The sequence below is a fragment of the Polymorphospora sp. NPDC050346 genome (assembly GCF_040655695.1).
In the GTDB taxonomy this organism is placed as follows: Bacteria; Actinomycetota; Actinomycetes; order Mycobacteriales; family Micromonosporaceae; genus Polymorphospora; species Polymorphospora lycopeni.
In genome coordinates this window covers 1-26,518 of sequence record NZ_JBFAKM010000051.1, presented here as the reverse complement: position 1 = coordinate 26,518, position 26,518 = coordinate 1, and the positions used below count along the sequence as shown (strand labels likewise).

At 68.7% G+C, this 26,518-nt stretch carries 24 protein-coding genes, 1 tRNA gene and 3 pseudogenes; 12 read left to right on the top strand and 16 right to left on the bottom strand.

The genetic code is table 11. The features are described 5' to 3' along the window. The first annotated feature begins 91 nt into the window (after positions 1–91). The gene (locus tag AB0I42_RS33520; protein WP_357543769.1) at positions 92–985 is read left to right on the top strand and encodes a hypothetical protein; all 894 of its coding nucleotides are present in this window, start codon (positions 92–94) and stop codon (positions 983–985) included. Here AB0I42_RS33520 and AB0I42_RS33515 read toward each other — a convergent pair. Both AB0I42_RS33515 and AB0I42_RS33510 read right to left on the bottom strand, forming a co-directional pair. Continuing rightward, positions 966–1,466, bottom strand: a complete 501-nt coding sequence (locus AB0I42_RS33515) for a potassium channel family protein (protein WP_357543768.1) — start codon at positions 1,464–1,466, stop codon at positions 966–968. The genes AB0I42_RS33520 and AB0I42_RS33515 overlap by 20 nt on opposite strands. An 84-nt stretch (positions 1,467–1,550) precedes the next feature. Continuing rightward, entirely contained in the window at positions 1,551–1,733 is a 183-nt protein-coding gene (locus tag AB0I42_RS33510) for a DUF4236 domain-containing protein (protein WP_357543767.1), read from the bottom strand. 301 nt (positions 1,734–2,034) lie between these two features. On the opposite strand from AB0I42_RS33510, the gene AB0I42_RS33505 reads away from it, so the two are divergent. Then, positions 2,035–2,550 (top strand): flavin reductase family protein, encoded by a 516-nt coding sequence (locus tag AB0I42_RS33505; RefSeq protein ID WP_357543766.1) that lies wholly within the window; start codon positions 2,035–2,037, stop codon positions 2,548–2,550. A gap of 16 nt (positions 2,551–2,566) precedes the next feature. Here AB0I42_RS33505 and AB0I42_RS33500 read toward each other — a convergent pair whose 3' ends face one another. The 3 genes from AB0I42_RS33500 to AB0I42_RS33490 form a co-directional block, all read right to left on the bottom strand. Continuing rightward, on the bottom strand, positions 2,567–3,022 hold the full coding sequence (locus AB0I42_RS33500; protein WP_357543765.1) for an Rrf2 family transcriptional regulator: 456 nt from the start codon (positions 3,020–3,022) through the stop codon (positions 2,567–2,569). A gap of 30 nt (positions 3,023–3,052) precedes the next feature. Further along, positions 3,053–3,874: an AraC family transcriptional regulator gene (locus AB0I42_RS33495; protein ID WP_357543781.1), complete on the bottom strand. Its 822-nt coding sequence runs from the start codon at positions 3,872–3,874 to the stop codon at positions 3,053–3,055. A gap of 427 nt (positions 3,875–4,301) precedes the next feature. Further along, a complete protein-coding gene (locus AB0I42_RS33490) occupies positions 4,302–4,733 on the bottom strand; it encodes an SsgA family sporulation/cell division regulator (RefSeq protein WP_357543764.1) in 432 nt (143 codons plus the stop codon). Between the two features lie 517 nt (positions 4,734–5,250). Here AB0I42_RS33490 and AB0I42_RS33485 point away from each other — a divergent pair. Both AB0I42_RS33485 and AB0I42_RS33480 read left to right on the top strand, forming a co-directional pair. After that, positions 5,251–5,628 carry a TIGR02611 family protein gene (locus AB0I42_RS33485; protein WP_357543779.1) on the top strand — a complete coding sequence of 126 codons (378 nt, stop codon included), beginning with the start codon at positions 5,251–5,253 and terminating at the stop codon, positions 5,626–5,628. Between the two features lie 60 nt (positions 5,629–5,688). Then, positions 5,689–5,760, top strand: a tRNA-Val gene (locus tag AB0I42_RS33480). Between the two features lie 76 nt (positions 5,761–5,836). Here the strand turns inward: AB0I42_RS33480 and AB0I42_RS33475 are convergent. From AB0I42_RS33475 to AB0I42_RS33455, 5 genes and pseudogenes are all read right to left on the bottom strand, one after another. Beyond that, positions 5,837–7,058, bottom strand: a pseudogene (locus AB0I42_RS33475) (tyrosine-type recombinase/integrase). Beyond that, on the bottom strand, positions 7,058–7,255 hold the full coding sequence (locus tag AB0I42_RS33470) for an excisionase family DNA-binding protein (protein WP_357543763.1): 198 nt from the start codon (positions 7,253–7,255) through the stop codon (positions 7,058–7,060). Before AB0I42_RS33470 ends, AB0I42_RS33475 begins: the two are co-directional and overlap by 1 nt. Then, positions 7,252–8,802: a replication initiator gene (locus tag AB0I42_RS33465; RefSeq protein WP_357543762.1), complete on the bottom strand. Its 1,551-nt coding sequence runs from the start codon at positions 8,800–8,802 to the stop codon at positions 7,252–7,254. The genes AB0I42_RS33470 and AB0I42_RS33465 overlap by 4 nt, the downstream gene beginning before the upstream one ends. Before the next feature lie 2,243 nt (positions 8,803–11,045). Then, positions 11,046–11,906 carry a hypothetical protein gene (locus AB0I42_RS33460; protein WP_357543761.1) on the bottom strand — a complete coding sequence of 287 codons (861 nt, stop codon included), beginning with the start codon at positions 11,904–11,906 and terminating at the stop codon, positions 11,046–11,048. A 1,112-nt stretch (positions 11,907–13,018) separates the two neighbouring features. Then, positions 13,019–13,882 carry a helix-turn-helix transcriptional regulator gene (locus AB0I42_RS33455; protein ID WP_357543760.1) on the bottom strand — a complete coding sequence of 288 codons (864 nt, stop codon included), beginning with the start codon at positions 13,880–13,882 and terminating at the stop codon, positions 13,019–13,021. Between the two features lie 541 nt (positions 13,883–14,423). Here AB0I42_RS33455 and AB0I42_RS33450 point away from each other — a divergent pair. The 3 genes from AB0I42_RS33450 to AB0I42_RS33440 all read left to right on the top strand — a co-directional run bounded on the left by AB0I42_RS33450 (position 14,424) and on the right by AB0I42_RS33440 (position 16,982). Further along, the gene (locus AB0I42_RS33450) at positions 14,424–15,749 is read left to right on the top strand and encodes a helix-turn-helix transcriptional regulator (protein ID WP_357543759.1); all 1,326 of its coding nucleotides are present in this window, start codon (positions 14,424–14,426) and stop codon (positions 15,747–15,749) included. After that, positions 15,746–16,333 (top strand): flavoprotein, encoded by a 588-nt coding sequence (locus AB0I42_RS33445; RefSeq protein WP_357543758.1) that lies wholly within the window; start codon positions 15,746–15,748, stop codon positions 16,331–16,333. Before AB0I42_RS33450 ends, AB0I42_RS33445 begins: the two co-directional genes overlap by 4 nt. Before the next feature lie 175 nt (positions 16,334–16,508). Beyond that, entirely contained in the window at positions 16,509–16,982 is a 474-nt protein-coding gene (locus tag AB0I42_RS33440; RefSeq protein WP_357543757.1) for a hypothetical protein, read from the top strand. 179 nt (positions 16,983–17,161) lie between these two features. Here AB0I42_RS33440 and AB0I42_RS33435 read toward each other — a convergent pair whose 3' ends face one another. After that, the gene (locus tag AB0I42_RS33435) at positions 17,162–17,455 is read right to left on the bottom strand and encodes a hypothetical protein (RefSeq protein WP_357543756.1); all 294 of its coding nucleotides are present in this window, start codon (positions 17,453–17,455) and stop codon (positions 17,162–17,164) included. A 641-nt stretch (positions 17,456–18,096) separates the two neighbouring features. On the opposite strand from AB0I42_RS33435, the gene AB0I42_RS33430 reads away from it, so the two are divergent. The 3 genes and pseudogenes from AB0I42_RS33430 to AB0I42_RS33420 all read left to right on the top strand — a co-directional run. Beyond that, positions 18,097–18,402, top strand: a complete 306-nt coding sequence (locus tag AB0I42_RS33430) for a hypothetical protein (protein ID WP_357543755.1) — start codon at positions 18,097–18,099, stop codon at positions 18,400–18,402. Positions 18,403–18,579: 177 nt separating this feature from the next. Continuing rightward, positions 18,580–19,683 carry a phospho-N-acetylmuramoyl-pentapeptide-transferase gene (gene mraY, locus AB0I42_RS33425; protein ID WP_357543754.1) on the top strand — a complete coding sequence of 368 codons (1,104 nt, stop codon included), beginning with the start codon at positions 18,580–18,582 and terminating at the stop codon, positions 19,681–19,683. Positions 19,684–19,971: 288 nt separating this feature from the next. Then, positions 19,972–20,121, top strand: a pseudogene (locus tag AB0I42_RS33420) (transcriptional regulator); the annotation flags it as partial. A gap of 158 nt (positions 20,122–20,279) precedes the next feature. Here the strand turns inward: AB0I42_RS33420 and AB0I42_RS33415 are convergent. The 5 genes from AB0I42_RS33415 to AB0I42_RS33395 all read right to left on the bottom strand — a co-directional run bounded on the left by AB0I42_RS33415 (position 20,280) and on the right by AB0I42_RS33395 (position 25,038). Next, positions 20,280–21,173, bottom strand: coding sequence for an IS5 family transposase (locus AB0I42_RS33415; protein ID WP_357543753.1), 894 nt, complete (start codon positions 21,171–21,173; stop codon positions 20,280–20,282). A 796-nt stretch (positions 21,174–21,969) separates the two neighbouring features. Then, positions 21,970–22,170: a hypothetical protein gene (locus tag AB0I42_RS33410; protein ID WP_357543752.1), complete on the bottom strand. Its 201-nt coding sequence runs from the start codon at positions 22,168–22,170 to the stop codon at positions 21,970–21,972. 236 nt (positions 22,171–22,406) lie between these two features. Further along, on the bottom strand, positions 22,407–22,916 hold the full coding sequence (locus AB0I42_RS33405; protein ID WP_357543751.1) for an NUDIX domain-containing protein: 510 nt from the start codon (positions 22,914–22,916) through the stop codon (positions 22,407–22,409). A gap of 54 nt (positions 22,917–22,970) precedes the next feature. Then, positions 22,971–23,921, bottom strand: a complete 951-nt coding sequence (locus AB0I42_RS33400; RefSeq protein WP_357543750.1) for a tetratricopeptide repeat protein — start codon at positions 23,919–23,921, stop codon at positions 22,971–22,973. A 52-nt stretch (positions 23,922–23,973) separates the two neighbouring features. Next, a complete protein-coding gene (locus tag AB0I42_RS33395; RefSeq protein ID WP_357543749.1) occupies positions 23,974–25,038 on the bottom strand; it encodes an RNA ligase (ATP) in 1,065 nt (354 codons plus the stop codon). A 228-nt stretch (positions 25,039–25,266) separates the two neighbouring features. Between AB0I42_RS33395 and AB0I42_RS33390 the strand changes: the two are divergent. Further along, positions 25,267–25,503 (top strand): annotated as a pseudogene (locus AB0I42_RS33390) (IS607 family transposase); the annotation flags it as partial. After that, a partial coding sequence (tnpB, locus tag AB0I42_RS33385; RefSeq protein WP_357543748.1) for an IS607 family element RNA-guided endonuclease TnpB occupies positions 25,500–26,518 on the top strand: 1,019 nt, incomplete at its 3' end. The pseudogene AB0I42_RS33390 and the gene tnpB, both read left to right, overlap by 4 nt.

Sequence of the window (26,518 nt, the reverse complement as noted above, 5' to 3'; positions counted from 1 at the left end):
AACGGCCCGGCCGCCGTTACCGCCCGCCGCCCGGCATCGGCAGCGGACCCCGCGTCGGTCGGGTCCGCTGCCAAGCGGGTAGAACCGACGCATGCCGCTTCGCGCCGTCACCGGTCACCTGCTCGTCCGCCAACTCGGCCACTGGCTGCCCGACGCGCTGCACCGGTCCCGCCGGGCAACCCTCGTGCAGGCGTACGGCGGTGATCCCGGCGGCACCCCCGAGGCGGCGCTGCGCGCCTGCGGGGAAGCCGCCCACCTGCTGCGTGGCCGGCAGCTCACCGTCGTCGTGGTCGCCGAGCACGCGGTCGACGTCGCTGCCCGGCTCGACGCGCCGGCGCCCGGGGTGGCGGTGCACGGCGTACCGGGTGGCCCCGACCGGGTGCCGGTCGCGCTGAAGGCCGCGGCGGCCGCCGGCGCGCCCGTGCTGACGTACCTGGACGCCCCGACCGGGCCGGCGCCCGGGCCGGCGACGCTCGCCGCGGTGGCCGGCGGCCGGCCAGGCGAGTTGTTCATGGTCCTCGGCCCGGCGGCCCGCGCCGGGTACGACCACCGGGCGGCGCTGGACGCGGCCGGCTTCCCGCTGGTCACCGCCGTCGAGCTGGTCCCGCCGGACGGGGACGGGCGGTGGCTCGTCGTCTACGCCACCCGGCTCGGCCGGGCGCTCGACGCGTTCAAGGAGGCGTTGTGGGCGGTCGACGGGGCCGGCGGGGTGCGCTACCGCGATCCGGACGACCCCGACGCGGCACCGGTCGACGTCACGCCCGGCCCGGACCTGGCGCCACTGCGCCGCGCGCTGGTCGCCCACCTCGACCGGGTACGGCGGGCGGGCGTCACCGACCTGCGCCGGTTCACCGCCACCGCCACGATCTACCGGTCCGGTGACACCGACCGGGTGCTCGCCGACCTGCTGGCCGCCGGGGTGGTCGGCCGCGAGCCGCGTGACGGCCGGCTGGCCGGTGACGTGGTCATTTCGACTTCTTCCTGATCCGGTCGGTGATCAGGTCGATGAAGATCGACGCGCCGGTGGCGAGCACGACCAGGTTGAACGCCATCTGCACCATCACCACCGCCCGGGCGAGTTGGCCGGTGGGGTGCACGTCGCCGTATCCGACGGTGGCGAGGGTGGCCAGCGCGAAGTAGAGCGCGTCGGTCTTGGTCTGCAGGCTGGCGAACTGGTCGGGGCCGGAGATGGCGATGATGTAGTCGGCGAGCGCGAAGATCACCAGGCCGCCGACGAGCGCGACGGCGAGTCCGGCGGCGCCACCGGCGGGTCGCGGGTCGGCGATCTGCCGGCGGATCTGCGCTCCGACGAGCCAGGCCACCAGCAGCAGGACGACCGCCGACGCGGCGCCGCGTACGACCAGCCGGGCGCCGCCGACGCCGGGCTCGACCGGCACCAGGTAGAAGATCGCCACGATCAGGGCGCAGGTGAGCGCGGGGTGGGTGAGCAGCGGTCGAGTGGCCATGCCCGGATTGTCGGTCGCGGCGGCCGGCGCGTACGCGGAAACGGGGTGCCGGCGGACGCCGACACCCCGTTCACCGGGCTTCGATCATCTACTGCGGGCCTTGTCCTGCTTCCAGGACAGCGGGCCGGGCAGGTCCACGCGGTGTGCCCTGGCCCGGGAGTTCCAGGACCATCGGCCGATCTTGACGCTCCACGACGAGAAGCCGTTCTCGGTGAAGTTGAGAATGATCGGTCCGTACTTCTTGCGCTTGCGGAACATCAGGCCCATGGCTGTGCTCCCTTCGGATTCGACTGCTCAACCGGGGCTGGATCGAAGTTTCCCTTTCGGCCGAACGGTCAAACGCCGCTTCGTGCGCCATGCTGGACAGTGTGGCATCGATCAATTCCAAAACCTATCTAGCATGTAGGAGATTGGGTCATGAGTCGCCTGTCAGGGCTTGATTATGGACGCCTCATGGAGTTGAATCCCACCATCTGGATGGCCGTTGACGGTGCCCGTCGGCCGGCGGCAGCATGAGTGGCATGCCGCAGCGGGCCGAGATGATCCGCCTTGGACAAGAGGAGATCCCGTGACCGCTGCCGACCTCGCTCGCGTCGACGCCGATCTGTTCCGATCCGTCCTGCGCCGCCAGGCCGCGTCCGTCACCGTCGTGACGGCCGCCGGCGACCCACCCGCCGGATTCACCGCCACCTCGTTCACCTCGGTCTCCCTCGACCCGCCCCTGGTGTCGTTCTGCCTCGGCCGCGACTCGTCGAGCTGGCCCACCGTCGACCGGGCCGGCCACCTGGCCGTGCACCTGCTCGCCGAGGGACAGGAGGAGGTCGCCCGGATCTTCGCCACCAGCGGCATCGACCGCTTCGCCACCCACACCGGCTGGCACCGCGGGCCGCACGACGTGCCGATCATCGACGGCGCGCTGGCCTGGCTGCTCTGCCGCCCGGTGCAGCGCATACCGGCCGGCGACCACACGATCGTGGTCGCCCAGCCGATCGTCGGGCGGCACGACCTCGACGGCGACCCGCTGGTCTACCACGCCGGGCGATACGCCAGCCTCGCCGAAGAGCCGGGCGTAAACCTGCTGTGACCGACGCGGCCGTCGGTCAGCGGGGCTCCCAGGCGTCCGGCCGGGTGGTGAGCTTGCGTACGTGGGCCGGCATCTTGCCGCTGACCAGCTCGGCGAGGCTGACCTCGTCGACCACCTCGCGGATCGCCGCCCGCACCGCGACCCACAGCCGGGGCAGGTTCTCGGCCGGCCCCTCGTAGCGGGTCTCCTCGGGCCGCAGCCCGCGTACGCCCGCCAGCGGGCCGTCGACGGCGCGCAGGATCGCGCCGACGGTGATGTCACGCGGAGGGTGCGCCAGGGTGTAGCCGCCCTCGGCGCCCCGCTGGGCCCGCACGATCCCGCTGCGGCGCAGGTCGGCGAGCACCGCTTCGAGAAACTTGCGAGGCATGTCCTGGTCCTGGGCGATTGCCTGGGCGGACATCAGCGAAGGGTGGGCAGCCGCCAGGGCGAGCGCCGCCCTGACCGCGTAGTCGCCACGCGCGGAGATCTGCACGCGACCATCATGCCGGTTACCCGCACCCCGTCACGGCACGGGATCCCAGCGGGTCGCGACCGACAGCGGTCGACGCTGCCCCGGCACCCGTACCGCCACCGGCCGGCGCAGCCCGCCGCGGAACGCACCCGGGCTACGCCCGACCTCCCGCTGGAAGAACCGCCCGAAGTTCGTCGGCTCGGGAAAACCGAGCCGCCGGCCGATGTCGGCGATCGGCAGATCGGTGGCCGCGAGCAGCCGCCGGGCCTCCAGGGCCACCCGGTCGTCCACCACCTGTTTCGCGCTGCGGCCGGTCGCCGCCAGGCAGGCCCGGGTCAGGGTACGCACCGAGCAGTCCAGCCGCCGGGCGTAATCCTCCACCCGACGGGTCTGCGCGTACGACCGCTCGACCTCCGCCCGCAGCCGCTCGAACGTCCCCGCGCCCGCGGTCTCCGGCGCCTCGGTCCCGTCCGGCGCGGCGGTGCCCGCCGGGACCACGGTGCCGGCCGGGCCGGTGTCGCCACCGGTCGGGAGCAGCGCGATCCGCAGCAGCAGCACGGTGAGCTGGTGGCGCAGCAGCGCGGCGGCCCGCTCACCGGAGCGGTTCCGCTGGCAGTCGACCACGAGCTGGCTCACCTCGTTGATCACCGCGTCCTCGTCCTCGCCGGCGAGCTGCCACCGGCTCGGCCCGTACGGGTCGTCGACGTGGACCGTGCCGTCCCGCCAGTAGACGACGACCGCGTCGAGTCCGGGCTGGTCGCCGAGGCGGATCACCTGGCCGGGCCGGGCCAGTAGCAGCGTGCCCGGCCGGCAGGGGTGGCTCTCGAAGTCGACGTCGTGGCTGCCGTGGCCGACCGTGACCAGGGTCAGCATGTGCCGGTCGAGCAGCACCGGCGGCGGGTACGCCCCGTCGGAGCGAAGCTCACGCAGGGTAGTTGTGGTGATCCCGGCCAGGCCGGGGAGCGGGGCGGTCGAGCGCGTGCCGCCGTCGGACTGACCGAAACGGACCATCTCGCCGACGGTAGCCGTACCAGGGCGGGTTCGCACCCCGGGAACGGAAGACGGGGGTACGGCGCACCGCCGAACCCCCGTTTCCGGTCGCGACCGGCGGACGGACCGCCGTGTCGCTGGCCCGGATTACCCGTGGTCCGACGGGGCAAACCCTTTTCTTCTGACCGATTGCTGGATTTCTGGCAGTTAGCTGGATTTCTGGCAGTTCGCTGGCAGAAAGGCGCCGCACGGATTCGGCAGATCCGCGCGGCGCTCCGTTGTCCGGTCTTCCGGGGACCGGGTGGTGCGGTCAGCGGCCGGCGAGCAACCGGTTGACCGCAGTGTCGACGTCCAGGTGCTCGGTTTCCCGGCCACGCGGTACGACGACGTACGTCCGGCGCAGGAACCGGACCAGGACACTTCGGGGCACTTCAAACAGTGCGTTCCCATCAGGTGAAGAAAGGGCGAGTGCGGCGAAGTCGCCCCGCGGGGTGGCCCAGGGCCAGACCCGCACGTCGCCGATCCCGGCCGGCTCGTCGAGGCCGGTGACGAGCAACTCTCGGGCAAAAGACCAGCTCACCGCCTCGCCGCCGGCGGACTCGGCGTGGAACAGGACGTGGACCGCGTACGGGTCCGCTGGGTCGTAGCGCAGACTGGCACGCACCGGCAATGCGGTGGCATCAGGCGCGACGAGCCGCAACGACGTTTCGACCTCGACGGTCGTCGGTCGGATGACACTCATGGACGAACTCCCCCCGGCACCGCTGCGAGGCGCGCGTGCCTCGCGTTTCCCATACTCAGGTGATACTCCTGGTTACGCTCCGCCATACGCTGATCTCACCCAGTAGTGGGAAGGCGGTTCCGAAATATCACAAGAATGCGAAAATCCTTGTACGATGTCCGGTTCTGCCTAAGCACTCGGTCCCGCCCGGCGTCGGGTGGTTCAGACGTCGACTCACTCCGGTAACGTCCAGTTGTCCTGTTGAGTGACGGGCCGTGGTGCACTGGGGAGCGAAATGACTGCGGAACAATCCTCGATCGAGCACACAACCCCAGGGCAGATCACCGATCGGTCACCCGTACAAGGTGCCGGCCCGACCGGCGCGGGGAAACGAACGGGACACGACGACGAGTGGAGGTATGCGGTGCCGCGTCAGGAAGGCGGTGACCGCCAGCCCGGCGGCGCGCCCCCGTCACCCGGTGTCGCGCCGGAACCCACCACGGTCGCCGTCGACGACCCGCCCGCCCGGCGCGGACGGCTGCGCACCACCCTCGACCTGATCCGGTCCAATCCCACCGGACGCGCCGCACTGCGCATCGGCGTCGGCGTCACCGGCGCCATCGTGGTCATCATCGGGCTGATCCTCGTACCGCTGCCCGGCCCCGGCTGGCTGATCGTCATCGGCGGCCTCGCGATCTGGGCCGTCGAGTTCCACTGGGCCCGCCGCCTGCTCGCCTTCACCCGCAGGCACGTCACCGCCTGGACGCGCTGGGTGACCCGACAGTCGCTGTTGGTGAGAGGGGCGATCGCGCTCGCCTGCTTCCTCTTCGTCAGTGTCGTCGTCTGGCTGTCGGTCAAGCTCGGCCTCGGCATCGACCTGGTGGCCACCGTCCTGAAGTACCTCGCGACCAACTGACGACCCGCCGCCCCGGATGTGCGGCGGGGTGGCGGCATCGGGTACAGTCATGCGCGCTGAGGGCGATTAGCTCAGCGGGAGAGCGCTTCGTTCACACCGAAGAGGTCACTGGTTCGATCCCAGTATCGCCCACGCAGTTCAAAGGCCACCTTCCATCGAAGAAGGTGGCCTTTCTGCTGCCCGTACAGCAGCGGAGTACAGCAACGCCTCAGCCGTCCAGGGCCGCTCCGAGCCGGCGCAGCGCGTCCCGGGTCGCGGTCGAGGACACCTGCGTGTAGACCTCCATCGTCACCGAGAAGCGGGCGTGCCGGAGCACCCGCATCGCGACTCTGGGGTGGACGTCGAGGTCGGCCAGCAGCGTCGCGCAGGTACGCCTCGCGTCGTGGACGGTGATCGGCCGTACGCCGGCTTTGATGCACCGGGACTGCCAGGAACGCTGGAAGTTACGTGGCTCGATCGGCGTGCCATATCGGGTGGTGAATACGAGGTCGGATTCCTGCCACGCCTTTCCGGCCGATTCCCGTGCGCCGTCGCGCTGTGCCTTTCGGAGTCTGAGTGCCGTGCCGCAGATGTCGGGCAGCGGGAGTGTCGCCTCCGATGCCGGTGTCTTGGTGTCGCGGTGCAGGAGCCGGCCGCGTACCCGTTGCAGTTGCCGGCCGATGGTCAGCTCGCCCGCTTCGAGGTCGACGTCGGGCCAGGTGAGTCCCAGTGCCTCGCCCTTGCGCAGACCGACGACGAGGACCAGGGCGTACGCGGCGTACAGCGGGTCTTCGTCGTGGCGGGCGGACTCCAGGAACCGGCGGGCCTCGTCGCTCGACCACGCCTTTTCCCGGCGGCGGCGGACGGTCGCCACGGTGACGGGTACGGCCGGGTTGCGGGTGATGAGTTCTTCGGCCTGGGCGTGGCCGAGGGCGGCCCGCAGCGCGGCCCGGATGTCGCTGACCGTCCGTGTCGACGGGACGGCCTGGCAGCAGCGACCGACGGCGCAGCAGCGGCGCCGGTCCTTCGGGCGGGCGGCGTCCTTGCCCTGGGCGCAGCACTGGCAGGTGCGGGCCACCTGGTTGATCCAGGTCTGTACCTCGCGTGGCCGGAGCCGGTCGAGCCGTTTGGTGCCGAGGCCGGGGGGTGATGTAGCGGTGGACGAACGTCTCGTAGGTGGCGTACGTCAGTGGTGCCCGGTGGGGTTCGATGATTTCGGCCAGCCAGTTGGAGAGGAACGCGCCGACGGTCGGGACGCTGGTGGCCACCGGTCCCTGTTTCGCCTGCCGGTGCAGGCTGATCCACTTGTCGTGGACGAGTTCGCGGGTCTTGCCGTAGACGTACTTGCGGGTCCGCTTGCCGTCCGGCTTGGTCACCCAGACGTACGCGGCGAAGCCGTTGCGGTACGGGAAGATCGAGCCTTCGCCGTTGGCACGGGTACGGGCGGGCATCAGGCGGCCTCCTGCCGTGCGACCTGCTCGCGGACGTAGTCGTCGACCCATTCGGGCAGGACGCGGCGGTACTTGCCGTCCTTGATGGACCGCAGCTCACCGGTGGCGATCTTCATCTTGACCTTGGACAGGCCGAAGCCGAGCAGGACGGCGACCTCGGCGGGGGAGTACCAGCGCGGGGTGAGGCCACGGCTCATGCGGCGGCCCCGACGAGCTGGGCGTCGAGTTCCTGGCGGCCGACCCGTCTGCTCTCCCGTCGGCGGGCGGCGGCGGTGTTGGCCAACAGGGCGTCGCCCTCGGTCAGCCACCCGGAGCCGGCGAAGCTGAGCGCCCCGACGGTGACGGTGTCTCCGTCGCTGCCGTCTTCGGCACGGCGGTAGGTGGTGCGGGTGTCGCGGAGCAGGCCGAAGGTGACGGAGTACCGGCGGGCCTTGGTGAGGAAGTGGCCGCCGAAGCCGAGCATGTGCGCCCACCGCCGCAGCCCGGCGTAGCCGCTGTCAACGGGGTCTTGACGGTGTTCGTCTGCTGTCGTGTCGCTGCTGGTTCCGGTGTGGGTGGGGCGGCCGAGGTGCCAGCAGGCGTCGATGAGGCGGGCCAGGTGGTCGCCGTCCGGATCGGCGTAGCCGTTGATGGTGTCCGGGGTGAGGCGGGTGGAACAGTGGCCGGTGATCTCAGTGGACTTGGTGGCGTACTTGGCGAGATAGGCGGCCACCGACCGGTCGGTGATATCGCCGGTGGAGTCGAGCCGGCGTACGTCGGTCTGTGCGCCCCAGGCCACCAGCCAGCCCGCCGGCCGGTCCGGGTGTGGCGGTGTGGTGACGGTGATCTGCCGGGCGGCGGCGTGTACGGCGGCGTCCAGGTCGTCGACGGTGATGCCGGCCGGCGGCGGCACCAAGGCGTTGCGGTCGTCCGGGTCGACGCCGTCGAGGCGGAGCAGGACGTGGAAGTGCACCGCGCCCCGACGCTGCATCTCGGCAACCTTGCCGTGCGCGACCCGGACCGGTGAGACGGTCCGTACCCGACTTCCGTTGATGGTTCGGACCGGCCGGATGCCGCGTCGGCGGCACAGTGCGGCGAGGTGGCGTTCGATGGCCTGTTTGGTGCGTCGCCACAGTTCGCCGGAGAAGTGGTTCCAGACGGCCTGGTGGTCGTGCTCGTAGCAGTCGAGGCAGAGCGGCTGCCCGAGCCGCGGATCGTCGGTGTCGTGGCGGGCGAAGCAGGCCGCGGGCCGCCCGTGGCGGCAGGTGGCGGCGGTACGGCGGGCGTGGCACGGTGCGGGCCGGCAGTCGCAGCGTCGCCGGTCGGCGCAGGTGTGGCGGGCGATGTGCCGGTGATGGACCGTGCCGAAGGAAGGGGCGGTGAAGGTGGCGAAGACGACCGGGTGCCGGGCGACCGAGGCGGGTACGCCCTTGCCGCCGGTCAGGCCGCACCGGACGACCTGGAAGGCGTCGCCGGCGTAGACCCAGGCGCAGTCGGGGCACTGGGCGGCGCGGCGGTTGCCGCAGGCTTTGTAGAGCGTACGGTCCGGCAGGTCGTCGGTGTGCCGGTCGTGCAGTACCCGGCCGGTGGTCGGGTCGACGGCGGTGAGCGTGCCGGTCAGGCGGATCGGGCGGGTGCAGCCGCCGGCAGCGCTGGTGTGCGCCAGCCAGCCGAAGTAGTCCGGCGTGGTGGCGGCACGGTGCAGGGCCTGGGCATCCCGGCCGGCGGCGACACCGGGCCGGTGCAGGTCGAGTGTGGTGGGCATGACCTCTCTCCTCGGGGGGTGGTGGCAGGGACGGGGACGAGCCGCCACCACCTGCAGGGTCATGCGTTCCGCTGGTGGCGTTCGTCGGGTCTCCTGGCACCGCCGTGCGAGCGACGGTTCATGCCAGAGGTGGACGGCTTCGTCAGCCGTTTCCGCTTGTTTCGGCCTGGTGGCCGGGACGGGTGGGGGAGCCTGGTTGCCGGCGTCCGGCTGGAGTGCCGCAGGCTCCGCCACCCGTGCGGTCATCGAATCCGGGCCATCGTGGACGGCGAAGAGCCGTGCTGGGTCGCTCAGTGGATTCGGGATGATCGAGAGCCGGCGGATCGTGGTCCGCGTCAGCGGCGAGAAGGCCGCTCGGCAACTCCGAAGTCGAGTCCAGCGATCCGGCGGAAGGGCCGCGCTGGCGTACTCGACGCCGCAAGAGTAGCACCGAGTCCCGACACGTCAACCCGGCGTGATCGGACCGGGGTGGCCGGCTGCCGGCCGGTGGGAGAACTTTCTGTACGTCTATCAAGGCGGCCCGAGACGGGCCGCACACGCCGCCGTCTGGGCGCGTGTCCGTCGCTCCGCTGGCGCTGCGACTCCGGCCACGCAACACGCCCGACGGCTGGCGCGGAAGCGGAAGGCCCAAGCGGGCCGCTGACGACGGCACCAGCTTTCCGAGTGGTTGGGGTGCGCCGGCCGGCAGCCGGCCACGACCGGGACCAGGCCGACGCGCCCGCCGACCCGGCCGGCGTCGACGAGCGGGAGCCGGGCCGTACGGGGTTGCGGTTACTGCGCCTCCGGCGGGGGCGCTCGGGCTCCGGGATGCCCGGCCGCCGTCGGCGGGTCGCGGTCCGTGGGTGGTTGCGGTGGCGCCATCCCGCCCGCCATCGACCCGGGCAAGCCGAGCAGACCACCGCCCCGACCCGCCAGCGTCCGTACGAGCCGTCAACGTTTGCTTGTCATGGCGGGCCGGGGCGGCGGCCCGCTCCCACAGTGGGCGGGTCGACGGCAGACGGGATGGCGGGGGAGTGAGACGGCTGTCGGAAGGCGAAGAAATTGGAAGTTAAGGGTGTAGATCATCGCTGTCGAGTAGTCGAATGGGTTCACTGCGCCCCGATCTCCGCCAGCGTCGTCCCTGATTATCGACGAATATGACATCAAAGGTTGTCCAGTGAGGTGTCCCGGGGCATCCTGGCCCGACATTCATAAGATGCCAGTCGGCCGGAGCGTCTAGCCATCCATTTCCCTCTGAGCTCTGCGGATCAACGCGCTCTATTAGCAATGGGCGATCTTCGCGGCCCGGTATAGGGATCTTGATGTCCCAGATGGGGGCATCGCTGAAGTTGAAAACCCGGACACGAACTGATGAGTAAACGTCGGGTTCGTCGCTGGTAGAGTCTACTGGCTCGTCCCGGTCGAGCGTTGCGAACACGAGTCGAGCTTGTCGGCGCTCGTCATCGAGGCGCTCATTTCGACGGTCCTCCTCCAAGTCCTTACGCGTTCGAATTTCGCCTTTAAGGACGAAGAAGGCGACTATGAATGCGGCGGCACCAAAGATTCCGCCGAGGATAGAACCAAGCGCATCTAGTTCGTTCCAGCCGAAACCGAGAGTTGACACTCTACTCCAATTCAAGATCACTTCGGGTGTTGTTCAGGTGCGGCAACGGGCACACTCCATAGTAGCCAGTACGTGCTTGAGTGGATCGAGTGTTGTGGGCCCTTCGAAGCGATCAGGCACATTGAGATCATTTTCAGCCACGGTTCCCACGCCCTCCACGCTCCCATCTAGCCCGATGGTGCGGCCGCCCCACCGACCGATGTCCACACTGCGGTGTCCGGAGGGGACTCGGCGTACCGCCCCTGGTCAGCCGTTAACGGGCCATTAGCGCAGGTCAACCAGTACCACTTCAGGCCGTTGAGGGACGGGCCAGGCCGCGCAGCCCGCCGACCCGACCGGCGTCGACGAGCGGGGCCGGGCCGTACGGGGTTGCGGTTACCGCGCCTCCGAGGGGAGGGGGAGGGCTCTGGCTCCGGGATGGCTGGCCGCCGTCGGCGGGTCGCGGTCCGTGGGTGGTAGTGGTGGGAGCCATTCCGTCCGCCATCGCCCCAGGCAAGTTGAGCAGACCATCCGCTCCGACCCGCCAGCGTCCGTACGGGATGTCAAGGTCCGCGTGTCATGGCGGGCCGGGCCGGCGGTCCGCTCCCACGGTGGGCGGGCCGACGGCAGACGGGATGGCAGGATGTCGTGGCAGTAGTCGTTAAATCTCCTTCATGTCGGGACTCTCTGCCTTAGGCGCGAACTTGCTTACGAGGCCGTTGACTAGTGAGTTTCCGACGCGGGCAAGGTGGCGGGTACTCTCTTTCAGCTCCTCATCCTCGAGAAGGATTCGTTCACCTGGGACGCGCATTTTGTCATAATTTTGGAAGTAGGACGTGCTAGCTATTCCGTTGTTGTGGACGAAGAGGTTGCGCTGTTCGGTGATCTTGGCGATGTCGTCAAGGTTGACGCCTGCTGGTCCAAGTGCATCAACGCGGTGTGTTGTCGAGAAGTAGGCAATTTGCTTCTCAATGCTCTGCCTTGTAATCTCAAGCGTCTCTCGTTGTGCCAGTACGGCAATCAGATCCTGCCTGGTATCGAACGCCAAGGCTTCTTCGTAGGTCAACCTTTTGGCAGACTGTAGCTGCGCTGGAACGTGTGTAAATATTGTCTGGAGCGCGTCGGCAATGAGTCCATCGAATAGTGCGCATGAATAGATTAGTGCCATTTCGCGCAGGATCTGTGGTTGCAAGTCGAAGGTGCCATGCGCTTTTCGCAGTACCTTCATCAGCGCTTCCAGCTGTTCTGTTGTCAGCTCTAGCGACGCCGTTTTCACTGAGGCTCTTGCTGAGTCATCCAACTTTATGGTTTGGTTGGCAGGGATTTTCGCATTCATCGGCTTTTCGAGCTTGGCAAGTACTTCTCCTGCGATGTTCTGCTGCTCTTTGATCGCATCAAATGCAAACCTGAGGAATAGGTCTAAAGCGCTATTTGCCCGGTTGAAGCTGCCTTGCTTCGCCTTCAACGCATCAACAAGGCTCCTGCGCCGTGCCGGCGTCAAAGCCTTCCAGTCGTCAGTCACCTGGGCATTGTGTCCCAACTGGAGCGTGCATGCGAGATAGGTGGATGACTGCGCAACGCTGACGATGCGGCAGGTCTGGGCCGAGCAGGGCAAAGTGTCCGTGGGCCGGTGGCAGGGGCGGGTTATTGCAGTGTCGAGAGTCGGTGCCGTGCGCGCGGTCGGCTCGAAGGTGGGTGGGACCGCTGGCGTGCCATGCCTCGCCGGGGGTTCGAATCCCCTCCGGTCCGCTCGTACGTCCGCAGCTTCGGCTGGGTGTCTAACTGGGTGACGATTGATACGGACGCCGGCGGACGAGCGTGGACTCACGAGGACCGTTTCGGGAGGTCAGAACGCGTGGCAGAGCAGTTCAGGGACCGGTGATCGTTGCCTGGGGGGCAAGGAGTCGTCCGGGGCACGAGACGGCGTGAAACGTCGTCAAGAAGCGGTGAAGGACGTGAGTCGAAGGGGGCGTGACCAGCGCTCCGGGAATGTTGCTGCAGGTCATGCCACCGCCCGTCTAGGTTCCGCTTCAACGTGTGAATGGCGCTGCCGGCGGTCGGTAGCCTCATCTCATGCAGATGCAGCTTGGTCGGGGCGATGACTCGACTGGCACGGTTCGGACCGACCCTGCTTCCGTGGCGCGGTTGACCATCGTGACGATGGTTGAGGCCGGAGACTGGGCAGTGGAGCTTCCGCATCCCGTACTGCTGCACGTAGGCGAGCAACTTTGGATCCAAGGCTCGACGGTCTGCGTTCGTCAGCGGGACGGAGGCGTGACCTTCTACGAGGGAGACGGCTTCTGGCTCTGCCGGTAGAAACCGCTTGAGGCCCGGTAGTCGTCGAGAGCCGAGCAAGCGCGCGGCCGGCGAGCCACGGCGGGTGACTATCTGGGTGACGACAGGCGCGAACGGTGCCGGACGTTCATGGACAAGAGTGGAACGTTTGGCCAGTTCAGAGCCCAGGTAGGCGCCGGTCGGTGGCTCATGATCGTTCCATGACACGGAAGCGGTCGGTGCTGAACTGCCCCTGTCGATCGTCGGCTTGGGAAGCTGCGGCCCACCCGAGGCCACGAGGATTGGCCACCCGCCTGACTGCGCGGGTGGCCGGTTGGAGCACGGTTGTGGCTTCGGTGGCTATGCCTGCTCGGCTGCTTGCCGGATGACCTTGATGGAGTCGCTGGGGTTGAGGGCGGCTTGTTGGAGTTGTTCGTAGGCGAGGACGAAGCGTTTGCTGTGTGGGGTTTCGACGTAGATGCGGCCGGCGAGGTTGTCGAGGTAGCCGACCTCGGGGTACGGGTCCGGCATCAGGAACAGTTCGAACGGTCCCCAGGCGCGGGCGGCGGTGTTGACGTCGGATCGGATGACCTGGATGTTGATCCGGGTTCGTTGGGCGAGGGCGGAGACGTGTGCGAGTTGTTCGCGCATCAGGTCCGGGTCGGGCGTCTTCACGTGGAGGGCGGCTTCGTCGATGACGACGTTGAGGCGGTTGGTGCGGGCCTCGAACGCCCGCTGCCGGGTGATGAGCTTGTCCACGAGCCGGCCCTGGTGTTCGGTGCGCTTCTTCGTCCGTTCCCGCAGCTGGATGACGTGGGCGGTGTAGGCGGGGGTTTGGAGGAGGTCGGGGAGGAGGTGGGTGGCGTAGATGTTGATGCTGGTGGCGTGTTCTTCGAGCCAGTCGTGGTCGACGTAGCCGCGGTTGTGGCGTTCGTCGGCGTAGTCGAGGTCCCATTCGCCGGTGCGCCAGCATTCCTCGGACAGTTTCAGGATCCTGGCGCGGCGGTCGGGGTCGTCGACGCCGTAGATGTCGAGCAGGGCCATCACGTCGTCGCGCTTGAACGGCCACTCCGCCCGCTCGTACCTGGCGAGGGCCGAGTGGTCGCGGTTGAGGTACTCGGTGGCCTCCTTGAGCGTGACGCCGCGTTCGCGGCGTAGCTCGCGCATGAGGTAACCGAGCCACTGGGCACGCAGGGTCTTGCGGACGGGTTCCTTGAACGGCACAGGGGGCACCTTCCGTCAGAGGTACGGGCGTGGATGTGTTGTGCACGCGGCTGTCGAGGGAGAGCGTGAAGATGGCCGTCCGTGTGCCATCCCTTGTGGAGCACAGGCTCGACGTGCGGCGCGGAACCAACCTTCTCCTCGTGCCGGCGGGCTCGACAGTCCGCATCCGGCTTGGCCGGCATAAGCGCCTCGAAAGGATCTCTATCAGGATTCCGAATATCGCGTGCCAAATTCCCGACCAGCCCAATCGCAGGCTTCGAGACGATCGGTTCCGGCCGTCTTTGGAACCCGTCAACCGGTACGGTGATCGATGTCGGATCGGCAGCGGAGCGTATGGGGGCCGATGATGGGCACGGGTGTCGACGATGCGGGCCGTCGGTGTGTGCGTTGCGATGCGCGGCTCGCGCGGGACAACCGTGAGGTGGTCTGTGCCGGCTGTGGCGCACGGGAGCGGGGCGTCGACAGCCCGCCGCAGGTACCAGCGGACTTCTGGAACCATCCCCCTCTGCGACGCGCCCTGTCGGGCCGGCATATCGGCAAGGTGATCCGGGCCTGGCGCTACCACCCGTGGCATGGCCGGCACCCGGTCGCCCAAACCGTCGTCGCCGCCTGGTGCGGGATGAGCCAGCCCAAGCTCAGCCAGATCGAGAACGGCAAGGCGACCATGCATCTCGACCGGCTCTACCAGTGGGCGAGGCTGCTACAGATTCCCGCCAACCTGCGCTGGTTCCTCCTGCCTGAGGAAAACGACCGGACTGTCACGCCGTCCGCGACACCGAGCCCGGACCCCAACGACAGCGACACCCGCAGCCGATCGGCAGCAGGGAGCGGGACGCTTGACCGACGCGCGCTGCTTCGCGCCGGAGGTCCACTCGCCTGTATCGCAGTCTCGGCGGCCGGCCAACGGCCGACCGGCACCGGCCGACTGATCGCCGCGCTGCTGACCTCAACCGGTCACACCCCGGACCAGATCCCACCTCTGGAGCACCTTCAGTCAAGAGTCGCGGCGGTACGGCACGCCTACCAGCACAGCCGGTACCACCAGGCCCTCGACGCGGTCCCGGACCTGCTCGCGGTCGTCCGGCACGCCCGAACCGTCTACGACGGTGACCAACGCCGGCTGCTCGACACCATGGTTGCCGCGGTGCACCAGGTCGCCAGCGGTCTGCTGCTGAAGTTCGACGAACCCGCACTGGCATCAGTGGCCGCCGACCGGGCCATGAACGCCGCCCGCCACAGCGGTCACCCCCTCGCCGTCGCCTCCAGCGCCCGCGCCGTCGTCCACACCCTCTCTGCCGCCGGACATCCCATCCAGGCCATCAACATCGCCGTCACCGCCGCCAACCAACTCGGCCGCGACACCGACAACGCCACCAGCGGAGCGATCTCGGTGTACGGAGCCCTGACCCTGCGCGCAGCCGTCGCCGCCGCCCAGGTCCAGGACCGGCACAAGACCCAGGGACTCCTCGACGAAGCCGACCAGGCCGCCCACCGTCTCGGGCGCGACGACAACCAACACTGGACCGCGTTCGGCCCTACCAACGTCACCATGCACCGCGTCTCCGCCGCCGTCAGGCTCGGCGACGCCGGAACCGCCGTCGACCTGGCCGCCACCATCAACCTGCACCAGGTACCGATCGCCGAACGCAGAGCCACCCTGCTCATCGACACCGCCAAGGCATTCGCCCAGTGGGGCAAGCACGACAAAGCCCTGGACGCCGTCCAGGACGCCGAACAACACGCCCCGGAAGAAGTCCGGGCACGCAAAGCGGTACACCGCCTGTTGTCCGACATCACCCACACCTGCCCGCCAAGTACCCAACGACGCGCCATCGAGTACGCCCAGACGATCGGCGCCCCGGTATGACCACCAGAACCCTGTGCGTCATCGTCTGCGGCGCCGGACCCGCACCTCACGTCGGGACTCTCGTCGACCTCGCCCACACCGACGGCTGGACGGTGCGGATCGTCGCCACCCCGGCCGGACTCGACTTCATCGACACCGACGCCCTCGGACGCCAGACCGGCACCCCGGTACGCAGCGACTACCGTCCCCGCCAACCGCGCACCCGTCGTAGCCGGGACGACGCGGTTCTGATCGCGCCCGCCACCTACAACACGGTCAACAAGCTCGCCCTCGGCATCAACGACACGTACGCCCTCAACGTCGCCGCCGAAGCTATCGGTCGCCGGACCCCGACAGTGCTCCTGCCCTTCGTCAACCAGGCCCTCGCGGCACGTCGGCCCTTCCACCACGCTGTCGAAGCACTACGCGGCGAAGGCGTCGCCGTCCTGCTCGGACCGGGTGGCTTCACCCCACACCCGCCCGGCACCGGCGACGAACAGATCGCCCGATTTCCCTGGCACGCCGGCTTGGCGGCGGTACAGCAGCGAAGTACAGCAACGCCAGCAACCGAGCCGCACCCCGAGCGACCGCAGCACCCCGGCTGACCTCGTACGCGACCAAGCCGGACCATCCTGCCGACAGTTCACACCGAAGAGGTCACTGGTTCGATCCCAGTATCGCCCACGCAGTTCAAAGGCCACCTTCCATCGATGAAGGTGGCCTTTCTGCTGTCCGTACGGCAGTGCGGTGCAGCGACCTGAGGTTCGTCACACTGAACTAGTGGATGGATGGGTCCAGGACCTGTGGCTGGTCGCGATCGTTGAAGACGTGTCCGATGACGATGTGCGGCGCTGGTGGAACGGCAATGAGACCGCCATCTTGGACGAACTCGCGGAAACGGCACCCGGGTTCCGCCTCGGCACGATCCTGACGACCTCGGAAGACCCAGAGCCGGGCAGTCCCACCCGCCGTGTCTTCGAACTGATGTTTCTGCGCGGCACCTGCCCCGAGGAGTTCGACCGGAACGTTTCGGCGCCGTACGTCCTGCCGGTGCTCGACGCTGAGCTTCGTGCGGCGCTGCTCGCGGCGTTCTCCCCGCAGCCTGAAGATCACGTCCTGATGGAGGTCGCACCGCTGGATGACCTTGCCGCGTTCCTGGATCGCCACGAGGGGGCACGCTTGGCCACGCATTCGTGGGCAGAAACTGTACGCGTGTCGCCGGGGCTGCGGCGATCGACCGGGCGCGACCGGTAGGAGCAAGGGCGGCGCCCTTTTCGGACGGCAGGCGGACAGTTTCGGGAACCCAGAGCATCGCTCTCGGTCAGCCAGCCGGAGCCGGCGAAGCTGAGCGCCCCGACCGTCACGGTGTCGGCGGTGCCGTCCTCGGCAGGGCGGTAGCGCTATAGCTATAGATGGATTTCCTAATCGGAGGATCACTCAAAGGTGCCGGTGTACTCGCTAAGGGTGAATTTTCGATGCCCATCAACGGGGTGCACGATGACGTCGACCGTGCTCCCGTCCTCGAGCCGAAGCATGAACAGGGGATCGAGATCGCACAAGAATGCGAAGCCGTCGCGGTCCTCGTCGTTGTCGCTGACCAGGCAACCATGAGCCGCCCAAGTTACGTTGTCAGCAGCGGCGATCACGACGTGCACCTCGACACTGCCGAGCACGGTTGACGAATTCGCCCACCAGTCCAACCAGCAACGGCCTTCGAAGCGGTCCACTCCGCCGTCCTTCCAGGGCAATGCCGGCCGGCTGCCGGCCCGTGTGGGAGAACTTTCTGGACGTCTATCAAGGCGGCCAGAGACGGGCCGCACGCGCCGCTGCCTGGGAGCGCGTCCGGCGCTCCGCTGACGCTCCGACTCCGGCCATGCAACACGCCCGGCGGCTGGCGCGGAGAGCGGAAAGTCCGGGCCGCCGCAGACGATAGCGCCGAGAGCGGTTGAGTTTCATGGGGGCGGCAGCCGGCTGGCGCCGCGCCCGAGCAGCGCGGCGCAGGGAAGGGCGCGCCGGGTCCGCGCGGCGGGTCGCGGCGGCGGACGGGTCGCGGTCACTGCGCCTCCGGCGGGGGCGCAACGACTCCAGGATGGCCGGGGCTCCGTCCGCGCGTTGCGGTCCGTGGGTGGTTGCGCAGGGCCATCCCGCCAGCCGACGACCCGGGCAAGCCGAGCAGACCACCGCCCGGCCCGCCAGCGTCCGTACGCGCGTCAAGGTCCGCTTGACGTGGCGACCCGGCGGCGGCCCGCTCCCCAGACGGGCGGGTCGGCGGCAGACGGGATGGCAGGTGAGCGCGGGCCTTGCCGGCGCCGGCTAGAGCAGGGTGGATGTGCGTTGTAACGTCATGCTCGCGCCTCCGCTTCGAGCCATGGAACTCATTGTGCTCGGCTCGGTCGTCCTGTTGAACGGCAGTATGGCCGCTGTCTTGTTCGTCCGGAGCCGCCGCAACCCAGTGGTAGTTCTCTGGCCCGGACGCCGGATACGTGACCCAAGATTGCTGGCCGTTCAATACCTGCTTACGGCTCTGGGCTTTGCGGCCGTAGCCATCGGCGGCTCGGTGTCGGACAGCAACCCCATAGGTCTCCTTGTGCTTGTTGTCGCCTCTGCCTTCCTCCTCTCGGCGGCGGTCATATTTCTGCTCAGGCGCAGGGCCGCCGCGTTGCTGGGTGACTAACGCGGAATCAGTGATGATGCGGCGGTGCTCGACGTGGACTCCACGATCCTAATCACGTACTCCACAAAGGACGGACCTGCCCCGGTTCGGTCGGCTCCTGATTTGTGAGGATGCGTTCCTCGCTGGAAGGATGCCGGCCATGCCGAAAGCGTTTCCGGTCCTCGTGGACGATCGCCCGTGAGGGCAGTCATCGTCGCGGCCGCGGTCGCGTTCATCATCTCCCTGTTCGGCACGCCGGTGGCGATCCGCGTGTTCACCGCGCTCAAGGCCGGCCAGCCGATCCGATCCATCGGGCTCGCCAGCAACCAGGGCAAGAAGGGCACCCCCGCGATGGGCGGCGTCGTGTTCATCGTGGCGACCGTCTGCGCGTACGTGGCTGGGCACGTCGCCCTGACGACCCTGCCCGAGCGGCAGGTCGCGCAGGAGGGGCCGAGCATGACGGCCCTGGTCCTGCTCGGCCTGTTCGTCTTCTGCGGCGCGGTCGGCTTCCTGGACGACTTCCTGAAGGTGCGCCGGCGCAACTCCGACGGCCTGTCGGCCAAGGGCAAGCTGCTCGGCCAGGCGATCGTCGGTGGCGGGTTCGGCATCGCCGCGCTCTACGGCGCCAGCACCAACGGCCAGACCGTGGCCAGCGAGCACATCTCGCTCATCCGGGACATCAACTGGCTGAACGTCGGCAAGGTCGGCACGGTGATCGTGTTCGTCTTCGTGATCACGGCGATGTCGAACGGCGTGAACCTCACCGACGGCCTTGACGGCCTGGCCACCGGCGCGTCGATCCTGGTGCTCGGCGCGTACGCGCTGATCGGCTTCTGGCAGTACCGGCACTGGTGTGCCGACGACGCGTACGCCCGCGCGAACGACTACTGCTACCAGGTCCGGGACCCCTTGGAGATCGCCATAATCGCGGCGGCGGCTGCCGCCGCCTGCGTGGGCTTCCTGTGGTGGAACACGTCCCCGGCCCGGATCTTCATGGGTGACGTGGGCGCGCTCGGGCTCGGCGGCCTGATCGGCGGCCTCGCGGTGGCAACCCGCACCACCCTGCTTTCGATCATGATCGGCGGGCTCTTCGTCATCATCACGACGACCTGGGTGATCCAGATCGTCTCGTTCCGGACCACCGGTAGACGTGTCTTCCGGATGGTGCCACTGCACCACCACTTCGAGCTGGCCGGATGGAGTGAGGTCAAGATTGTGGTCCGGTTCTGGATCGTGGCCGGTGTCTGCGTGGCGGTCGGCCTGGGCCTGTTCTACTCGGATTACCTGGCGGCCGTTGGATGAAGCCACGCGACAAGCCTGGCCCGCACCCGGAAGTCGGAAGGTTCAGGGTCGCCCGGCACGCGCCGCACGTGATGCGTACGCCCGGGGGCTGCGGCAGGTGGACGGGCTGGCGGTAACTGGCCGACGTTTCTGTACTCATCCCGATTCGTCGGCCGGGTCGCTGGCCTCGCGAGCCGCATGTCACCGGCCAGGCGTCGTGACCTGATTTGAGGTTGAGCCCGAGACGTTAGGTTCCTCGAATGCGCCCGCTGCGACAGGAGGTCGAGCAGCGGTGATCCTGGGTCGTCCGCGCAGGTCGTCGCCCCGGCCGGCTCTTCGGCGCTGATCCAGGCAACCGCGCAGGAGGGGCGGGCCTGGTCGCGAATGGGCGCGGCATCGGAAACACGTAGTTCGCTAGCGCGCGTCGACCGGCTCGTCAGCAATCTGGCGACGCCCGAGAACCCCCGCGCCGCCAGGGGGTCAGTTTTCACGCGTCGACGACACCCCGTATGTGCCCCTCCGAGAACTGAGCGACCGAGGCACATTTCGTGCCAGAGAGGTCTTACGGGCATTGGCGTGCCTGCCGGCCCCGAACTAAGGCGTGTTTCATAAGTCGGTCAGAGCCATTCGGTGATGATGGTGATGGTCAGGACGGCTTGGAAGCGGACGGCGAGTTTGTCGTAGCGGGTGGCGACGCCACGGTGGCGTTTGAGTCGGTTGATGCCGTTCTCGACGGCGTGGCGTAGCCGGTAGAGGTCCTTGTCGAAAGCGGGTGGGCGGCCGCCTCTGGAGCCTTTGGCCTTGCGGTGGGCGTCCTGGTCCTTCTTGTTCGGGATGCAGGCCTTGATCCCGCGGGAGCGTAGATATCGGCGGTTGCCGCGGCTGGTGTAGGCCTTGTCGGCCAGGACCAGGTCGGGGCGGGTGCGGGGCCGTCCCACGCCCGGGCGGGTCACGCGGATGCGGTCCAGGACGGGGATGAACTGTGGGCTGTCACCACGGTGCCCGGCGGTCACGATCAGGGAGAGGACCTTCTGTCCCTGCTCGCAGGCCAGATGCGCCTTGGTGGTCAGCCCACCCCTCGATCGGCCCAGCGCGTGGTCGGCCGGCTCGTCGTGTACGCCGCCGGGTGGCTCCTTCTGCAGATGGCCGTCCTTACGGGCACCCGCGGCGTGCTGGTGGGCGCGGCTGGTCATCGAGTCCACGCTCACCGTCCAGACGATCCGGTCCCGCGCGTCGCCGGCGGCCTGCAACGCGGACAGGATCTGGTCCCAGGTCCCGTCACGCTGCCAGCGGCGGAACAGGCCGTAGACGGTGGGCCAGGGCCCGTACTCCGCCGGGACGTCACGCCACGGGGCGCCGATCCGGATCCGCCACCGGATCCCGTCGATGAGCTGTCGTCTCTCCCACTTCGGCGGACGACCCGTCACAGGCGCGGCAGGCAGCAGCGGGGCCAGAACGGCCCACTGCCTGTCGGTCAGGTCATGCCGCCTCGTCACCGCTACGCTGGGCACGAGGTCTCCGGTATGAAGTTCTTGCTTGGTCGCAGAACCAGATACCGGAGACCTCTTCAGTTACCGATCACGCCACGCCGCAACTACGTGGCGGACAGCCCGACTTACGAAACACGCCTTAGTTCTCGGTGGGGCGGCCGCCTCGCGTGGTCGGGTGTCGGGTCGCCGCCTCGGGCACCCAGCCTGTGGGGCATCCATGGTGAGGTTGGGGCATGAGTGCGGTAAGAATCCAACAGGTGCGGCATGAGATTCTGCCGTTGTACCAGCACTTCAGCCTCCGAGACTGGCTGCAGGAACCCGAGCTTGGTGCCACACACGCCCTCTTCCGGCATGCTCGGGAGTCCATTGTCGCGACCGACACCTCGCAGTTGTTGGTGTATTGCGCCCAAGCGGAAGTCGTGGTCGAGGTGGAGTTCCAGGTATGGGATTCTGATCCAGCGGAGAATGGTCCGGTTCGGGCCGGCTGGGATGGCGGTCAGACCTTCCTTCTCGAATGCCCCAGTGGCGAGGTCTTCATCGACCAGCCCACTATGCCCGCGATCGAACTCGGAGCCCTGGGCGCCGGACCCGGCTGGTACCAGGGCCGGGTATCGTGGCGAGATCGAAACCCTTACCCCTCGCAGCCACATGAATCAACTCTGACGGCCGTACCGGCATCTGGCTCGAGCAGGGAGCGTTACCAAGTTCAGATCTGGCGGGTAGAGGGCGGGTCCGAGTCTGTGGGAGCTGGATCGGGGCCGCCCCAGCGTGTGTTCGAATCGTCTGTAACCAGTCATCGGCGTGAGCCGGTTGAATCTCACTCGTTGTGGAGAGCGGTGACGAAGCCATCGTCCCACCGGGCTTCGTCGATCGTGTGCCGGTCGATGAGGAAGCAGTTGGGCTCCTCGCGGAAACCAGGAAGTGATCGTGCGAGGACGATGCGTTCCTGAGCCTTCTGCTCCGTGGAATAGACGCCGAGCATCTTCAGGTCATCGCCATCCTGCTCGTTCCACTCCAACTGTCCGTCCTCATCCCGGTGCCGAGTCGGTCTACCGTCGATAAAGGGGGCATGTCGAACATGCCAAAGTAGGAAGACATCCACGAGCCGACCGTACGACCTGCTGGATCGTGGTGGAAGACAGGGAGCTCCGGCCGACACCTCATGTGGGGCCGAACCGCCCTCACCATGCTCCCGATGATCGATTGCCCGGATCCGTTCGACTCCGGTGCCGACCGCGAAGAAGGTGGGACGCCCTACTCGACACCGGCTTCGTCCAGCGCCCGCAGCGCGATCCGGGTGGCCGCCTCGTCGGGGTCGCGAACCACGTCCGTCGCCTCTGTCACTGGAATGATCCGGCGGTGCGTGATCTCGAACCGCGGCTGCCACGGGAGAAGTTCGACCTCCGCCCACCAGTACGACCGGACCAGCACCAGCCCTCGCTCGTGCCCGCGAAGGCACCGGCTGCGGGAGTAGTCGAGGACGCGCGCGTCTCCGACCACGGCGCAGGCCTCCTCGAGGACTTCCCGACGCAGTGTCTCCAGTGGGCTTTCGTCGCCCTCGGGTCGACCGGCGGGAAAGCCCCAGTGCGCGCCGTCGTGGCTGATGAGCACGAGTTGGGCATCCCCGGTGACGCAGATTCCGGCGGCACCGTGCGACCGACCGGCCGGGGCGCTGGCGCCCGGGTGCCAGGAGACCGACCAGTCCTGACCGTTGGACCGGGTGACCATTTCCTCCAGGTCACGTGCCTGCAGGTGTTCGCCCAAGAAACCTCTCCGCGTCGATCGGTGGCGAATCCGGCACCCGGAAGCCGCTCCCGTTCAGGATGGGCGGCTCAGGCCGAGTTGTTCCAGCCAGCCGCTGACGTCGAAACCCTGCTCCTCGGCCTGGTCGAGCCACCTCGCGGCCCGGGCCGGGTCGGTGGTGACTCCGGAGCCGAGCAGACACATCACGCCCAGGGTGGCGGCAGCCCGAGGGCTCCCGGCGATCGCCGCCCGCTCGTACCAGCCGGCCGCGGCCGCCTCGTCCCGCGGAAATCCCTGGCCGGTGGCATGACCGGCCGCGATGTTGTAGAGGGCGCGCGGATGCTCCCGATCGGCGGCCCGCATCAGCCACTGCCGGGCCGCCACGTCGTCGCGCGGCACCGTGTCCCCGGTTCCGTACAGGACGTGCAGTTCGAACATCGCGTCGGCGTTTCCGGCCGCGGCGGCCCGTTCGTGATACCCGAGCGCGGTCCCGCCGTTGCCCAGCAGGTAGTGCGTGATGCCGGACCAGTAGCTCGCCTCCCCGGTCGGGTCGTCGGCCAGCAGCGGTTCCAGCAGCGTCAGCGCGTACGGCCCGACCCGCCGCACCGCCGGCCGGCCGGCGGCGGCGAACCGGTACGCGCCCTGGCGACTGCCGTGCCGGGCGGCCTCGGCGAAGCAGCGCAGGGCGGCGTCCAGGATCTCGTCCTCGCCGGCCGGGAACGGGTGCGGCGACGGCAGGGCCGGTGGCCGCCCGAACGGCAGGTCGAGCAGCCGCTGCCCCAGCAGCGTCCACACCTCCGTCCGGCCGGCCAGCGCCGCGGCGACGTAGCCACGGACCAGTACGTCGTACGCCTGGACCGGCAGGATTCCGATCATCGCGTCACCGCGGGTGATCCGGCCGTCGATCTCCCGGCACAGACCTTCCAGGTACGCGGCGTCGAGCGGATCGGCCTCCGTCGCCCGCACGGTCTCGGCGAGCAGGGCGTTCGCGTTCGAGGACGCGGCGGCGGCAGGGCTCAAGGTCATGTTCGCACCCTAAGCCGTACGGTCCACCCCGGCCGGAACGGCAACCACGGCGCTACTCGAACTCCGTGCCACCCTTGCGGGTCAGGTACGCCGGTGACACCAGCTTGCCGATCATCCGAGAAGACGCAGACTCCCGCCGGGCGGCGGGCCGAACCACGATTCCCTCCCGGATGTGGGTGCCGTCGCCGAGAACCGTCGTCCCGTCGGCGAGCGCGATCAGCGCCGCCTCGTCGTAGGGACCCGCGTAGAGGGTCGGCACCATCGGCAGCCGGCCGTCGAGCAGGTCGGCGACCTCGGCCGGGGCGAGCCACACGAGGCCGTCGCCCGGCGTCTCCACCGCGATGTCGAAGGCGGCGTAGCCCGGAACCCGGCCGGCGTCGGCTCCGTACCCGAGATCCTGGACTCCCTTGCCGAACACCTCGCCGAAGATGCCGACCCGGGACGCGCTGAACTTCGCGACCAGGTCGGCGGCGACCTCGGCGACGGCATGGGCGCGGACCGCGCGCCAGTAGAGGTTGGAGTCGGACTCGACGATGGCGAGGTGCTGGTGGCCGAAGCCCTTCGAGGTGACGTGTACGGCGCCGTCCGCGGTGACGGTGGTGAGGCAGGCGGTTCCGTGGATCTTCTCGGTGGCGACGACGGGTTCGCCGGGCGCGAACATGTCCGGGTAGCGGCGGATGTTCTCGACCTCGACCCAGCGGATCAGGTCGGAAGCGGCGGTCATCTCGCCGGCCATGTGCGTGGGAATCGACGGTACGTACTTGGTGATCCCGAGCAGGTCGGCGAAGTCGGTGCCGGCGCGGTGGTGGGCTTCGAGGTCCTCACCGGCGACCGCGGAGGGGCGGCAGACGATGCCCTGCGAAAGCTCGCCCCGAAGCCGTACGGCCTTGACCCGGTCGTGGTTGGCTCCGGCGAGTTTCCCGGTGAGGCCGAGTTCGGCGATCAGCGGCTCGGGGAGTACGGCGGCTTCGGGGATGTAGACGGCGTAGTCGCCGGTCCGGTACGCGCCCTTGGCGACGACGGCACGGTAGAGCCCGACCTGGGCGAGTTCGAGGGCGTCGGCGTTGTCGTGGGGGTGGATGGTGAGTGGTTCGGCGGTGACGCTGAACGTGGACAAGGGGGCACACCTTCCGGTTTGGTCGGTGACGGGTCGGGGCGTGCTCGGCCGAGCCTGCTGATCATGCTGACGTACTTCTCGTCGACGACCCACCGATTTTGCCTCGGGCTGTCACGACGGAGCCGAGTTGTCGTACCCCTGATCTACGGTGTCGACAGTGAGCCGGTCTGAGCAACCCTTGCGGAGAGCGCGGCTATGGGGGACGACAAACTGATGGCCGTTCGATCGTCAGTTGTGGTCGAGCATCGGGACCGGTTCGCCCGGTTCGGTGCCGAGTACGTGGAGGCTGCCCTGGCCGCGCAGGGGCGCCGACTGCTGGTGGTCGACCCAGCCGGGGTCGATGACGACCTGGTCGGCGACGTCACCGAGATCCTGACATCGTTGTGCGCCCGCCTGTATGGCCGTCGTGCCGCCGCGGACCGTGTCCGCCGCGCGGTCGAGGCGGTCACCGGGGACCCGGGGTGAAGACGGTCCAGGCGTACCGGTTCGCCCTCGACCTGACCGCCACGCAGGAACGTGACGTGTACGCGCATGCCGGTGCGGCTCGGGTTGCCCGTAACTGGGCTCTCGCCCGGGTGAAGGCCGTCATGGATCAGCGCGCGGCCGAACGTACCTACGATGTTCCCGACGAGTTGCTGACCCCCACGGTGTCGTGGACGCTCCCGGCGTTGCGGCGGGCGTGGAACGCGGCGAAGCCCGAGGTGGCGCCGTGGTGGTCCGAGGTGTCCAAGGAGGCGTTCAACACCGGCCTCGACGCACTCGCTCGCGGCTTGAAGAGCTGGGCCGACTCCCGGTCGGGTAAGCGAGCCGGCCGGCCGGTGGGCTTTCCCCGGTTCGCGTCCCGTCGGCGCACCACACCGTCTGTGCGGTTCACCACGGGGGCGATCCGGGTCGAGGCCGATCGGATGCATGTGGTGCTGCCCCGGTTGGGCCGGTTGAAGCTGCACGAGTCTGCCCGCAAACTGGCCCGCCGCCTCGAGGTGGGCACGGCGCGGATCATGTCCGCGACCGTGCGTCGTGACGGCGGACGCTGGCACGTGTCGTTCACCGTCGAGGTCGAGCGCACCGTCCGTACTCCGGTCCGGCCGGGCACCGTGGTCGGCGTGGACGTCGGTATCAGGCACCTCGCGGTGCTGTCCACCGGGGAGCTGGTCGACAACCCGCGCCATCTCGCCGCTGTGCAGACCCGGTTGCGGCAGCTCGGCCGGGCGTTGTCCCGCAAGATTGGCCCGGACCGGCGCGCCGGCCGACGTGCGTCGAAGCGGTGGGAGCGTGCGGCAGGCCGGCTCGGCCGGGCACACGCCCGGGTGGCGAACCTGCGCCGCGACGGGCTGCACAAGCTCACCACCCGCGTCGCCGCCACTGTCGGCACGGTCGTGGTCGAGGACCTCAACGTCTCGGGCATGCTCGCCAACCGCAAGCTGGCCAGGCATGTCGCCGACGCTGGTTTCGCGGAGATCCGCCGCCAGTTGGCGTACAA

Bases quoted from the DNA above. Each gene is read 5' to 3' on its own strand.
- AB0I42_RS33520 (WP_357543769.1), top strand. From the start codon at position 92: ATGCCGCTTCGCGCCGTCACCGGTCACCTGCTCGTCCGCCAACTCGGC.
- AB0I42_RS33515 (WP_357543768.1), bottom strand. From the start codon at position 1,466: ATGGCCACTCGACCGCTGCTCACCCACCCCGCGCTCACCTGCGCCCTG.
- AB0I42_RS33510 (WP_357543767.1), bottom strand. From the start codon at position 1,733: ATGGGCCTGATGTTCCGCAAGCGCAAGAAGTACGGACCGATCATTCTC.
- AB0I42_RS33495 (WP_357543781.1), bottom strand. From the start codon at position 3,874: ATGCTGACCCTGGTCACGGTCGGCCACGGCAGCCACGACGTCGACTTC.
- AB0I42_RS33490 (WP_357543764.1), bottom strand. From the start codon at position 4,733: ATGAGTGTCATCCGACCGACGACCGTCGAGGTCGAAACGTCGTTGCGG.
- AB0I42_RS33470 (WP_357543763.1), bottom strand. From the start codon at position 7,255: ATGAGCCGTGGCCTCACCCCGCGCTGGTACTCCCCCGCCGAGGTCGCC.
- AB0I42_RS33465 (WP_357543762.1), bottom strand. From the start codon at position 8,802: ATGCCCACCACACTCGACCTGCACCGGCCCGGTGTCGCCGCCGGCCGG.
- AB0I42_RS33445 (WP_357543758.1), top strand. From the start codon at position 15,746: ATGACCACCAGAACCCTGTGCGTCATCGTCTGCGGCGCCGGACCCGCA.
- AB0I42_RS33430 (WP_357543755.1), top strand. From the start codon at position 18,097: ATGGAACTCATTGTGCTCGGCTCGGTCGTCCTGTTGAACGGCAGTATG.
- AB0I42_RS33400 (WP_357543750.1), bottom strand. From the start codon at position 23,921: ATGACCTTGAGCCCTGCCGCCGCCGCGTCCTCGAACGCGAACGCCCTG.